Annotated in this window: 9 protein-coding genes; 6 read left to right on the plus strand and 3 right to left on the minus strand. The window is 44.1% G+C overall.

The genetic code is table 11. The annotated features are described in order from the left end of the window. The first annotated feature begins 77 nt into the window (after positions 1-77). A complete protein-coding gene (locus M0C34_RS06055) occupies positions 78-1553 on the plus strand; it encodes an HD-GYP domain-containing protein (protein ID WP_248714750.1) in 1476 nt (491 codons plus the stop codon). On the opposite strand, the gene M0C34_RS06060 is transcribed toward M0C34_RS06055, so the two are convergent. Together M0C34_RS06060 and cysZ are read right to left on the minus strand one after the other, a co-directional pair. Beyond that, positions 1550-1849 carry a hypothetical protein gene (locus M0C34_RS06060; RefSeq protein ID WP_248714751.1) on the minus strand — a complete coding sequence of 100 codons (300 nt, stop codon included), beginning with the start codon at positions 1847-1849 and terminating at the stop codon, positions 1550-1552. The genes M0C34_RS06055 and M0C34_RS06060 overlap by 4 nt on opposite strands. Next, on the minus strand, positions 1846-2610 hold the full coding sequence (gene cysZ, locus M0C34_RS06065; RefSeq protein ID WP_248714752.1) for a sulfate transporter CysZ: 765 nt from the start codon (positions 2608-2610) through the stop codon (positions 1846-1848). The genes M0C34_RS06060 and cysZ overlap by 4 nt, the downstream gene beginning before the upstream one ends. 102 nt (positions 2611-2712) lie before the next feature. On the opposite strand from cysZ, the gene smc reads away from it, so the two are divergent. The 5 genes from smc (at position 2713) to M0C34_RS06090 (ending at position 11752) form a co-directional block, all read left to right on the plus strand. Beyond that, positions 2713-6144, plus strand: a complete 3432-nt coding sequence (gene smc, locus M0C34_RS06070; RefSeq protein ID WP_248714753.1) for a chromosome segregation protein SMC — start codon at positions 2713-2715, stop codon at positions 6142-6144. 20 nt (positions 6145-6164) lie between these two features. Then, positions 6165-7136 carry a cell division protein ZipA gene (gene zipA, locus M0C34_RS06075; RefSeq protein ID WP_248714754.1) on the plus strand — a complete coding sequence of 324 codons (972 nt, stop codon included), beginning with the start codon at positions 6165-6167 and terminating at the stop codon, positions 7134-7136. Between the two features lie 70 nt (positions 7137-7206). Continuing rightward, positions 7207-9216 (plus strand): NAD-dependent DNA ligase LigA, encoded by a 2010-nt coding sequence (ligA, locus tag M0C34_RS06080; protein WP_248714755.1) that lies wholly within the window; start codon positions 7207-7209, stop codon positions 9214-9216. A gap of 127 nt (positions 9217-9343) precedes the next feature. Beyond that, positions 9344-10183 carry a formate transporter FocA gene (focA, locus tag M0C34_RS06085; RefSeq protein WP_248714756.1) on the plus strand — a complete coding sequence of 280 codons (840 nt, stop codon included), beginning with the start codon at positions 9344-9346 and terminating at the stop codon, positions 10181-10183. Positions 10184-10441: 258 nt separating this feature from the next. Continuing rightward, positions 10442-11752, plus strand: a complete 1311-nt coding sequence (locus M0C34_RS06090) for a hypothetical protein (protein WP_248714757.1) — start codon at positions 10442-10444, stop codon at positions 11750-11752. A 21-nt stretch (positions 11753-11773) separates the two neighbouring features. Here the strand turns inward: M0C34_RS06090 and M0C34_RS06095 are convergent, their stop codons facing one another. Beyond that, positions 11774-12664, minus strand: coding sequence for a LysR family transcriptional regulator (locus M0C34_RS06095; RefSeq protein ID WP_248714758.1), 891 nt, complete (start codon positions 12662-12664; stop codon positions 11774-11776). Between the last annotated feature and the right edge of the window lie 66 nt (positions 12665-12730).

Consider the following 12730-nt stretch of genomic DNA (forward strand, 5'->3'; position numbering starts at 1 on the left):
CACTACAAGCGTTTATGCTCACAATGCTTCGAGCTGAATTACTGTTTATTAACAATCACCTAAGAGAGAAAAACTAAATGGATCAGGTCACCCGCTTGGCAAATAAACATTGGCTCGTCGCTATGTTGTTGTTTTCAATTTATGGCGTACAAGTGTGTCCTTTTTTGGAGTCTCAAACTATTTTTCAACTTTTATTCCCTATTGTTATTAGTTTTGTGGCCACTTTTGTTCTTAGAGCACTGTTTATGTACAAGATTAAGCGGCAAGCACTTAAGCAACAGGTGAGCGCCCAGTTTCGACTTGATTTTATAATGTTCATTTTGGCTGGTGTGATGGTTGTTATCTATAATACGAGCTTTTTTGATCCTCCTTGGGAATCTAACCTGAAAGTGTTATTGGGGCTAACTGCCTTAGGTTTTTATGTGGCTTGTGACTTGGCGCTATCAAAAGAAAACACCATTGCTCATCAACTATCTGAGCGAGATGAGCATCTACCAATCGACGAGCAGGCTTTACCTGTCAGTAAAAAGTTCTCCTTGTTTGCCGCAATAAGTGCGCTGGTCTTAGCCTTAGTTATTTTTCTGGTGATTAATAAAGATTTGGATTGGTTAGTGACGGTAGGAAACGAGCGCTACTCTATGCAGCAAGCACAGCGTTTTATCGTGATCGAAATAGCCTTTGTAGTATTGGTAATTATGGCTTATGTAATGCGGGTTATAAGCAGTTATTCTAAAAATTTGAGTTTGTTATTAGCAAATGAAAATAAAACCTTAGCGTGTGTACAGCAAGGAGATCTGGACAGTCAGGTTACCGTAAGTAGCAATGATGAGTTTGGTGTTATTGCTCAACGAACCAACGCCATGATAGCGAGCTTAAAGCGCAGTACCCACTCTTTACATCAAACCCGCGATATTGCCATTCATAGTTTAGCTACTTTGGCCGAAACACGAGACAACGAAACGGGGGCCCATATCTTACGTACCCAATATTACGTTAAAGCTTTAGCTGAAGAGTTGCAATCTGAGGCGGGCTTTGCTGAACAACTCAGTGATCATACTATTGAGCTTATTTATAAATCTGCGCCGTTGCATGATATAGGTAAAGTCGGGGTACCCGATGCCATCTTGCTTAAGCCGGGTAAATTAGATGACGAACAATGGTTGGTTATGCGACAGCATCCTCAAATTGGAGCAGATGCATTAGCGGAGGCTGAACGGCAATTTGGTACTGAAGATGCTGCATTCTTACAATATGCCAAGGAAATTTCTTTGTCCCATCATGAAAAGTGGGATGGTAGTGGCTACCCTCACGGTGTTGCTGGAACAGATATACCACTTAGCGCTCGCTTAATGGCATTAGCAGATGTGTATGATGCTCTTATTAGCAAGCGGGTCTATAAACCTGCCTTTTCTCACGACAAAGCCAAGCAAATCATTCTAGAGGGTAAGAGCAAGCATTTTGACCCTGCTGTGGTAGAGGCATTTTGCCGATGTGAGCAGCAATTTGTTGACATTGCTGCTCAATATCAAGATAAATCAGAGCCTGTGGTTTAATTAGTGTAAAGCACAACCGATACTCGATAGCGCTCGCGTTTAGAACTGCGCTCCAGTGTATAAACCGAGTAATGGCTGGCATTTTGCGTGTTCGCCCACTCAAGGCCTTCTTTTTCGGCTAAATCTAGATCTAACCTATTCAGGAATGTTTTCTGGGCAACTTTGCTTAGGTTCATTTCTTGGGCTTCGGCATAGCTTACTTTTTGTAAGGCGCTGCTTTCTGCTGATGTAGAATAAAAGCTAAGACAGCTTAAACCTAGTATTAAGCTTGCTAATAACATGGGTTTTGCCTTCATGATGATTTCTCCTCAACCAGTTTATCTCGATAAATATCTACCCATATGGCAGTGGCGCCACACACTGCCACAGGCATAATGATAAGGTTTAACAGAGGTACGGTGCTACAGAATAAAACGATCGCACCGAAGCCGCTATTACGGACGCGGTCTTGCTTTAGTTGGTCACGCATAGTAGAGAAAGGGACCCGGTGGTTATCAAAAGGGTAATCAATATATTGAATGCTCATCATCCAGGCGGTAAACAGGAACCACAACACCGGCGCCACGGTTTGACCTATGGCTGGAATCAAGAATAATAGTAATATCCCTAATGCTTTAGGTAGCCAATACCATAGTTTTTGTAATTCACGAGAGAAGATTCTTGGTAGATCTTTGATTAAATCCACTAAAGACATATCGTCAATTTTTTTTCCACTTAAATGCAGCTCGACTTTTTCGGCCAGTAAGCCGTTAAAGGGAGCGGCAATCCAGTTACCTATAATGCTAAAGGTGAAACCGAATACCATTAAAATAGCGATAATTGCGCTGGGCCAAATCAGCCAGCTTAACCAATCTAACCAGCTGGGTAAGTAATCGACAATTTGTTGTACCCAACTACCAAGTTGTTGATACAAATAAATAAAAGCAGCACCAAATAACAAGATATTTGCTAGCAGTGGAATCATTACAAAAAGTCGCAGTCCAGGTTGAGTGATTAAACTAAAACCCTGCGCGATGTATGATATTCCGCTGCGAGAAGCTAGCGAACTCTGTGTCATTGTTGTGATCCCTCATTTGTTTATGGACTGCTATATTACAAAGCGTTGATAGCTCTGGTAAAGTCTTGCGTAACAATAGCAACAAATAAAGCAAAACCGTTTATGCGCTTGAAACAAATCCGCCTTGCCGGATTTAAGTCCTTCGTTGACCGAACCACTATTCCGTTCCCTACTGATATGACCGCCATTGTTGGGCCAAACGGGTGCGGTAAGTCAAACGTGATCGACGCGGTACGTTGGGTACTGGGAGAAAGCAATGCCCGTCATTTACGCGGTGGTGCAATGACCGATGTGATTTTCAACGGCTCAACGCAGCGTGCAGCAGTCTCCAAAGCCATGGTTGAGTTGATTTTTGATAATCAACAGGGGCGGGTTGGCGGAGAATTCGCGAGTTATAGTGAAATAGCTGTGCGCCGAGAATTGAGCCGTGATGGTCAAAATAACTATTTGTTAAACGGTGTAAAGTGCCGCAAACGTGATATTACAGATTTGTTCTTAGGAACAGGTTTAGGTCCGCGTAGTTATGCCATTATTGAACAGGGGATGATAAGTCGCCTAATTGAGTCTAAGCCGCAAGAGTTGCGAGTGTTTATTGAGGAGGCGGCGGGCGTCTCAAAATACAAGGAGCGCCGCCGTGAAACCGAACTACGGATTAAACATACTGACGAAAATATTTTGCGGTTACGCGATATTGAGTCTGAGTTAGAACAACAGGTCGGCAAACTCAAAACCCAAGCCCAAGCTGCCAAGCGTTATCGCCAATACCGCGCTCGTCATCGAGAGCTAAAAGCGTTGATTTGTTTGCAAGAGTTACGGCAGCTAGATGAAAGCATCGAAGGGGCTAGCGAACATAATGCTCAGGCTGAGCAAAGCCAGCGGGCAGAAGAATACCTGATAACTCAAGCGGAGAATCGCCTCACCTTATTAAATAACCTATTGGTTGAACAGCAAGAAGCCCATCAGCATCTACAACAGCAAAGCTTTGAATTAAAAACAGAGTTAGCAAAGTTAGAGCAACAACAGGTTCATATCAAGCAGCAACAGACTCAATCTGAACAAACACGAATTCATAATAGTAAACAGCAAACTGAGCTTAAAAAAAATATACAGGCTTTAGTTTTACAATTGGCCAGCGAAAACGACTCTTTATTTGAGCAACAAGAACAATTGACGTTGCAACAACATAGCTTATTGGAGTTGGAGCCGAAGCTTGAGGATGCTGAGCAGCTCAGTGCTGAGAAACAGAAGCAGCAAGCTGATTACTTTAGGAAACATCAGCAGCTTAAGCATGCCGTTGAGCAAACAGAAGCGCAATTGCGCCATTGTCAGCAAATACAGCAAAGGCATCAACAGCAAATTAATCAATTGCAGCAAAAGCTTGCAGATCTCACGAATAATAGTGATGACGATAAGTCAATCCATGAGTTAATCGCTCAAATAGCGGTTGCTGAACCGACGTTAAATCAGCTACAGCAACAACTTGACGCTCTGCAAGATGATAAACAAACCAACCGTCAGCAGCTGCAAGCTTGTCATCACCAGCAGCAGCAACATAATTTACAGTACACTGCTGAACGTACTCGGTTAGAAGGGGTCGATAAGCTATTGGCGCAGGTAGATACCAAGGCAAGACGCCCACTCATTGATGTCATCGGTATTAAGTCTGGTTGGGAGTTGGCAGCCGATACGGTATTGGCTACTTGGCTTCAAGCGGAGTGGTGTGAAACCCTAGAACCTCATTTCGCCTTAGCGTTGTGTTCGCCAAAAGAACCTTTTAATCGCTCTTTAGCCCCACAACTTGCAGCCTTAAAAAGTTTGGCCGAGCAGCTTGAAAATGTAGATCTTAGTTATTTATGTGGTCAAGTATTGTTAGTTGAGTCAGTGGAGCAGGCTTTGCTATTACGGGAGTATCTAAGTGCTGAGCAGTCACTGATTACAGCCAAAGGTGAATGGCTAGGTAAATATTGGCAACAACTTAGTCCGCCCAGTTACCAACTTTCACTCTTAAGTTTGCAGCAAGAGCGGTCAGAACTTAGTGATAATTTGGCCGAATTGGATTCTGCCAAGCAAGTATTTAGGCAACAACAGGTTTTGTTCGAGCAGCAGCAAACTCAACTCAAGGAACAAATAACGGCGGTGAGTTGCGCATTGCAAGATTTACACGTGGAGGTTGGCGATTGGCGAAGTCGTTTGGCATTACTCGAGCAGCGGCAGCAGTTAACTCAACAGCAAGCTGAACAGCTTAAGCAGCAGCTAGAGGAATTGGGCCTAAATCTTGAACAAGACCAAGAGTCACAGCTAGTGCTAGAAGAGCAGTTAGCGGTTCAGCTGCATCAGTTAGAGAACCAGCAGCATCAGCAGCTAGGTTTGCCGCAACAGGTTGAACAAGCAATAGCAGCTGTAAAGCAACTTCGCGCGAGTACGCAACAACAGCAAACTGCCACTCATCAATTGCAGTTAGCGATTGGCCAACAGCAAGCTAACTTTCAAGCTCTGCAACAGCAGCAGGTTTATCAGAAGCAAAAGTTAGATGACTTGGAACAACAGTTAAGTGTAGAGCCTGAGACCCATAATGAGCAGCTGGAACAGCTGGCTGAGCATATAGAACAATTGCTTGATCAAAGTCTGGTATTAGAAGCACAGCAAGCTAAGGCCGCAATAGCGCACCAACAATCAGTGAGTGAACAGCAAACAAGGCAGCTGCAATTGAAAGAGGCTCAAATGCGCCTTAAGCAGATGGTAGAGCAAGGCACCGAGCAGCGGATTAAGCAACAAAACTTGTTAGCAAGGCGCACAATATTGCTTGAACAACTCGCTGAGCAGGGCGACAAGCTTAAACATCTTGAGCTGTCTTTACCTGAAGCCCGTTTAGAAGATGATTACCATAGCGAGCTTAGTCAAGTAGATGCACGGATAAAACGCTTAGGGGCGGTAAACCTAGCGGCTGAAGAGGAGTACGATCAGCAAAATGCCCGATATCAGGAGTTACACGCGCAACTTATTGACCTAGAAGCTGCTATTGAGGTACTTCGTGCGGCAATTGCTAAAATTGATCGACAAACTCGCTCAAAATTTAGTGAAACATTTGCTAAAGTAGATGCTGACTTGCAACAGCTATTCCCTAAGGTGTTTGGTGGCGGGAAAGCCTGGTTAGAATTGTCATCTGATGATTTGCTTGAAACGGGTGTAACCATAATGGCTCGGCCTCCAGGTAAAAAGAATGCTAGCATTAGCTTGTTGTCGGGGGGAGAGAAGGCTTTGACGGCCTTGGCTTTGGTTTTTGCTATATTTCGCTTAAATCCTGCGCCATTTTGTATGCTTGATGAAGTGGATGCTCCCTTAGATGAAGTAAATGTGGGACGTTTTGCTGATTTAGTGCATAGTATGTCGGATACGGTTCAGTTTATATTTATTAGTCACAATAAAGTGACTATGGAAAAGGCCTCGCAACTCGCTGGGGTTACAATGCAGGAGCCCGGCGTTTCGCGCTTAGTGGCAGTGGATATCGCAGAAGCGATAGCCATGGTGGAATAATAGCTTTAGAGAACAGTTAAATGCAGGAATTACGCATCGTACTTATCGTTGTAGGAATCATATTAATCATTGCTTTGCTCGCTCATGGTTTTTGGAGTAGTCGCAAACAACGTCCTGAAAAACTGGTTAACCCCAAGAAAAATATTAGCAGCAAAGACTCATCCAAATCGCGTGATGAGCAAGGTTTTGATGATTTTGGCGTCGGCCAGGCTAGAGTAATCGGTGATCCCATCGATGACGCTATCACTGAATTTGATAATGCTGAGCCTCAACAAAAAGCAGTAACTGAGCCTGTGCCATCAGCTTCAAGTAATATTAATGTTGAAACTGTATCTAAGCAAACTGCGCAACGCCAAGAGCCTGAGTTTCATTTCTCTGCGGTTGATGAAGCGCCGGTAATGGCTGATAGCCAGGGCTTAAGTGGTTTGGAACCAGAACCAAGCTCTGAAGTAAGCCTATCTGAGCCTGAACCCGAATTTGCTTTTGATATGGACGAAGCCAAAGAGCAGCCGGCAGAGCAATCTATCGAAACTGTCGCTGAGCCCCTACCAGAGCCGCAAGCGCCTGATGATGTGTTCATTTTAAATGTGATGGCACAGACCGGGCGTTTTTTAAAGGGGGGAGCCTTGTTAGCCAGCCTTGAAAAGATTGGATTACGCCATGGCGAGATGGATATCTTCCACCGTCATCTAGATAATAGCGGAGCTGGGCCGGTCATCTTTAGCTTGGCCAATATGGTTAACCCCGGTACTTTTGATTTGAACACTATCGATCAGTTAGAAACTCGTGGCGTCAGTATTTTTATGACAGTGCCTTGTAAAGGTGAGCCCACTAAAAACTTTGCTTTAATGTACAACGCAGCGGTGACGCTAGCAAAAGACTTAGACGCGATTATGCTCGATGACCAGCGTAATCCTTTAACCAAGCAAACCGTTAATCATTATGAGCAACGTGTTCGCGAATACGAACGTAAACAATTGCTTGTAAACTAATTTCTTGTATTTGTTTTAAAGCCTTTCCAGATGTGAACTTTGGAAAGGCTTTTTTATTTGAAGGTCGCCCATGGACAAGCCAGCACAAAAAATAGAGCATTTAAGAGCTCAGCTTGAGCAATATAACTACCAATATTACGTACTCGACGAACCCACGGTTCCTGATGCAGAGTATGACCGTGTATTTCGCGAATTGGATGCGCTAGAGAAGCAACATCCTGATTTGCTGCGCAATGATTCACCCACTCAGCGAGTGAGTGGTAAAGCTTTATCGGCTTTTGAACAAGTTCAGCATGAAATGCCCATGCTGTCGTTAGACAATGTATTTAGTGAAGATGAGCTAAAAGCGTTTAACAAACGACTGCAAGATCGTTTAACAAGTGTAAATTCCGTTACTTACTGTGTAGAACCTAAGTTAGATGGCCTCGCTGTCAGTTTACTTTATGTAGACGGTATTTTGATACAGGCTGCTACTCGTGGGGATGGCGCAACGGGTGAGAATGTCACTGAAAATGTAAAAACGATTCGCTCTATTCCGTTGCGTTTAAGAGGCAGTGATTGGCCTGAAAGATTAGAAGTTCGTGGCGAAATTTTCATGCTTAAAGCGGGCTTTGAACGCTTAAATCGGCAAGCAAAAGAAAAGGGCGAAAAAGGCTTCGCTAACCCACGTAATGCTGCGGCAGGAAGCCTACGTCAATTGGACCCCACAGTAACCGCTACTCGCCCTTTAGCTTTTTATGCATACTCATTGGGGGTTGTGAGCCAAGAACTAAGTGATAGCCATTTTGGTAACTTACAGATTGTTAAGTCTTTTGGCTTACCTGTATGCCCTGAGATAAAAACGGTGGTTGGCAGTGATGCTTGTTTTGAGTATTTTCAAGCCATTGGTGATAAACGTAATGCCTTGAGTTATGAAATTGATGGGGTGGTGTACAAAGTTGATTCTTTGGCGCTTCAACAGCAACTTGGTTTTGTAGCACGGGCACCGCGCTGGGCAACATCTCATAAATATCCTGCTCAAGAAGAAATCACGTTATTGCGTGATGTTGAGTTTCAAGTCGGTCGTACTGGAGCGATTACCCCAGTAGCGCGTTTAGCGCCAATATTTGTTGGTGGCGTTACAGTCAGTAATGCCACTTTGCATAACGCTGATGAAATTGAGCGTTTGGGTGTGCGTATTGGTGATAGCGTCATTGTGCGCCGTGCTGGTGACGTTATTCCGCAAGTTGCTGGAGTCATTTTGGCGCGCCGCCCTGATGACGCGACAGAAATACACTTCCCGACAAGCTGTCCTGTTTGCGATAGCCCCATTGAACGGATAGAAGGTGAAGCGGTGGCTCGTTGTGTTGCAGGCCTACGTTGTGCCGCACAGCGCAAAGAAGCCCTTAAGCATTTTGTGGCTCGCAAGGCTTTAGACATCGACGGGATTGGCGATAAGCTGGTTGAACAGTTGGTCGAAGAAAAGCTACTAGAAACGCCCCTGGATCTTTTTCATCTACACCAAAAACGCGACGTATTAATGCAATTGGATCGCATGGGAGAGAAGTCAGTGGACAAGCTGTTAGCGGGGATTGAGGCTGCTAAACAAACTAGCTTAGCGCGCTTCATATATTCTTTAGGTATTCGCGAAGTAGGAGAGGCTACCGCCAGTAATTTAGCCCAGTATTTTAAAGGCTTAGAGGCTATTGCTAAAGCAAGTGTCGAGCAGTTACAGGATGTACCCGATGTAGGTGAGATTGTGGCTAAGCATTTGCGCTTCTTCTTCACTCAAGAGCAAAATGCTAAATTAGTCGCTGATCTGGCCGAGCAGCTAAGCTGGCCTTCAATAGAAGAGCGAGCTACAGAAGATTTAGCCATGAATGGTAAAGTAATTGTATTAACCGGAACGCTAAGCCAATTGGGCCGCAGCGAAGCCAAACAAGCTCTGCAAACTCTAGGTGCAAAGGTTACCGGCAGCGTGTCTAAAAAAACAGATATCGTGATTGCTGGCGACGCTGCGGGCACTAAGTTGGTTAAGGCGCAAGAGTTGGGCATTGAGGTATGGAACGAACAGCAACTGGTTGATTTACTTAAACATTAATCTGCAGTTATCACCTAAAAAAGGCCCTTAGGGGCCTTTTGCTATTTATAGTGATTTATAACCCCCTAATCTGTAAGCAGCATATTCGACTATTCTTTAGCTAATCTACACTGAATTAGTGAAAAATATGAGCCAGTTCGATTCCTTACTCCCCCCACAAATGGCTGAAAAGGCCGCTGATGTTGGCGTAAGCAAAGCGACTAAAGATCCGCTTAAAGCTTTTATGTTAGCGCTAACTGCGGGCGCCCACATTGGTATTGCCTTTGTGTTTTACACTACGGTGACAACCGGTGCGGGAGATTTTCCATGGGGTTTTACTCGTCTGATTGGCGGTGTCGCTTTTAGCTTGGGGCTCATTTTTGTGATCATTACTGGTGGTGAGTTATTTACTAGTTCGGTACTGACTTTGGTGGCAAAAGCCAGTGGTAAAATTTCCTGGAAAAGCTTATGCGTAAATTGGTCTTTGGTGTATTTGGGTAACCTTGCCGGGGCGATTTTGTTGGTACTGTTAATGCTGCTGACTAAGCAATATACCTTTGCTGATGGCGAGGTAGGCATTAACACTATGCGTATTGCCCAGCATAAGCTACATCATGATTTTTCTCAGGCGGTTGCGTTAGGTATTATGTGTAACGTGCTGGTGTGTATAGCGGTATGGATGACGTTTAGTGCCCGCAGTTTAACCGATAAAGTGATGGTGATGATATTGCCGGTAGCGATGTTTGTCTCTGCGGGCTTTGAGCACTGCGTCGCCAATATGTTTCAAGTACCCATGGCGATTGGGATAAAAACCATAGCTGGACCAGAGTTTTGGCAAGCTACGGGGTTAAGTGCCGCAGACTTTGCCGATTTGACCTTCAGTAACTTCCTTTTAAACAACCTTATTCCGGTAACACTCGGCAACATTATTGGTGGGGGCGTATTTGTTGGTCTCGGTTATTGGCTTATTTATCTGCGCAGACCTTAAAAAAGCGTTAGCCAGTCTGTGCTTAATTTCGGTGCTGGGGTGCATCAAAATTAGGCATAACTCGCGCTGGCGAGTGTTAATGACAACATCATTTGGTTTGTTGCCGTAAAATGAGGCGCTATTTTGGCCGTTTGGTCAAGAAAAGCTTAAATAAAATATCAGACTGAGTGAAGCACCTGATTGTTAATACAGTTTGGTGTATATTTTGCTTTGATTAATCATTGTCAGTTATTGCTGTTGCTCGCGTTTAGGTAGCTTATGTCGGTTCTTTCTCCAAATAGTGTTTTTACTTCCCTTCAGCAAGATGGCCCGTTTGCGGTGAGTCGTGATGCTGTTGTAGTACATCCGTTTTCTTTATCTGTTAGAACTTGGGTAAAGCAGTTGCAGCTTGATAGTAATAATGTGTCTAAGTATCGAGCCTTACGTAGTCAAATCTTTGAGTTTTTGGGGATCGATAACTTCTCTCAGATCCAAGCTCTAATTAATGATGCTAGTTTACGTAAACAACGCAGTGAGCGTGCCTTGCATCTACTTGGTAATATGTTTGGTATTGATGGCAACTTGAATGAAATTGAGAGCCGCATTGATGAGTATGCGCGGACTGCAGATGCAGTGATTCACTCCATAAAAGGTAAAATTTTATCTCCTTATGCCTCACACATAGAAAATACCAACGAAATTGAAGTCACCAATAACCCCGTTGAGTTATTGTTGATTATGTTTAACGATGATTACCATAAAAAGGCGCGCTTTGAAGCGCGGCGCAAGCTAATACTGATGACTTTAGCTGGCAGTATTGAGCAACGGGAGAGGGAAACTGAAATTGAGAATAAGTTCTCAGCATTCTTAAAATTTTTAAACGGTTATGTGTGGAGTAATGAGCTGAAGATAGGCGAGCTCGACCCCGTTTATTTACATTCTAAACATCAAGTAGAAGATTATGCCTGCTCTGAAGTAAAGGTGTTGAATACTCACCAAGCAAAATTAGTACAGCAAGGTGAGCGTGAGAAGCTCACCTTGCTCAAGCGGCGTAGTATCACCGTTGGGGAGCGTAAGATCCCAGTGTATGTATCTATTCGTAAAAAACCACCAGAAGCTAAAGTGTTAAAACTACTGCGCAAAAACCAGAAGAACCCAGCCGTTGCGGTAGACGACGAGCTAGGGTTAATGGCTGTGCTAGATTCAGTTAGTGATATTAAGGCTTTTCAAAAGCACTTAACCCGCAGTGCGTCGCAAGCAAACTCTTTAATGGTACTGGAAGATATTTCCGATACCTTAACCGATAGGTCGGAATATCGTGGTTCGGCGGTGGGGTCGAGTTATAAAACGCCAATGATGAAGTTTTTCGCTCGCCTTGGCGGAATGCGGGTTGAGTTTATTATTCACACCAACCGCACTTGGTTAAACTATATGTATCAGCAAGATGTTGCGCACAACGAGTATGAAGTGAAGCGCATGTTTGATACAGGGGTGATTGAATTGTTATTTCCGATGGACATTTTTCATCTTAACCACCGTAAAACTCGTGATGAAATGATCCAATTTTTCAGGAAGCAGATAGAGGCATAAAGCCTCTCACTTTTACGCCTGTTACTCCCAAGGGTGTGCGTTGAAATAGACACTAAGAAAATCGATTAATGCCCGCACGGTTGCGGGCAAATGTTTTCTTGAGGAGTAAAGTACATAAATGTTCATCTCATTAGGTGTCCATTCAGGCAGTACTCTTGATAGGCTACCATCGGCGATAAGCGGATTAACTAAATAGGTGGGAAGCATCGCTATTCCGGCATCACAGAGACAAGCTTGCATTAGCGTGGTGGCTTCATTGGCGCTAAGACGACAATTAACGGCTACAGAACGGTGTTTATCCCGCTGGTTTAAATGCCAAATATGCTGATCAAAGTTGCTGTATCCTAAACATTGGTGCGCACTAAGATCGTCGGGCTGCTTTAGGCTAGGTTGGCGTGCCATATATGCCTTGCTAGCAACCAAGACTGAGTGGCATTTAGCTATCGGCTTACCTATTAAGCTAGCGGCAGGGTTTGCTGCGATTCTAATTGCCAAGTCGATACGACTTTTTACCAAATCAGCGGTGCTATCTTGTAAGTCTATATCGACACATACTTTAGGATGCTTTTGCATAAAATCGCTGAGGGCTACGATTAATTGAGAATGTCCAAAGGACATGCTGGTAGCTATGCGGATTGAACCCGCTAACTCGTTCACTGGGGCGACTTGACCAACCATATTGTCTATCGTATCTAGCCATTGTTCAATATTAGGTAAGCACAGTTCTCCGGCAGTTGTTAGGCTAACTTTTCGGGTTGTGCGATGTAGCAAGCGCTGGTTAAACCAATCTTCCATGGCTTCGATATAGCGGGTCACCATTGGCCGAGACATGTTTAACCGCTCCCCTGTTGCAGTGAAACTACCTGAGTGAGCGACATCAACAAATACTTTCGCAGCAGTTACTCTATCCATATATGCACGAATTAAGAAATAATGTTGCTCATTATTGAGTGTATATTTGAGCAGGTCAAGTGCCTA

Origin of the sequence: Agarivorans sp. TSD2052, assembly GCF_023238625.1 — a bacterium.
Lineage (GTDB): Bacteria > Pseudomonadota > Gammaproteobacteria > Enterobacterales > Celerinatantimonadaceae > Agarivorans.

Excerpts from the sequence above, each read along its gene's own strand:
- M0C34_RS06055 (WP_248714750.1), top strand. The coding sequence starts at position 78 with ATGGATCAGGTCACCCGCTTGGCAAATAAACATTGGCTCGTCGCTATG.
- M0C34_RS06060 (WP_248714751.1), bottom strand. The coding sequence starts at position 1,849 with ATGAAGGCAAAACCCATGTTATTAGCAAGCTTAATACTAGGTTTAAGC.
- cysZ (WP_248714752.1), bottom strand. The coding sequence starts at position 2,610 with ATGACACAGAGTTCGCTAGCTTCTCGCAGCGGAATATCATACATCGCG.
- smc (WP_248714753.1), top strand. The coding sequence starts at position 2,713 with ATGCGCTTGAAACAAATCCGCCTTGCCGGATTTAAGTCCTTCGTTGAC.
- zipA (WP_248714754.1), top strand. The coding sequence starts at position 6,165 with ATGCAGGAATTACGCATCGTACTTATCGTTGTAGGAATCATATTAATC.
- ligA (WP_248714755.1), top strand. The coding sequence starts at position 7,207 with ATGGACAAGCCAGCACAAAAAATAGAGCATTTAAGAGCTCAGCTTGAG.
- focA (WP_248714756.1), top strand. The coding sequence starts at position 9,344 with ATGAGCCAGTTCGATTCCTTACTCCCCCCACAAATGGCTGAAAAGGCC.
- M0C34_RS06090 (WP_248714757.1), top strand. The coding sequence starts at position 10,442 with ATGTCGGTTCTTTCTCCAAATAGTGTTTTTACTTCCCTTCAGCAAGAT.
- M0C34_RS06095 (WP_248714758.1), bottom strand. The coding sequence starts at position 12,664 with ATGGATAGAGTAACTGCTGCGAAAGTATTTGTTGATGTCGCTCACTCA.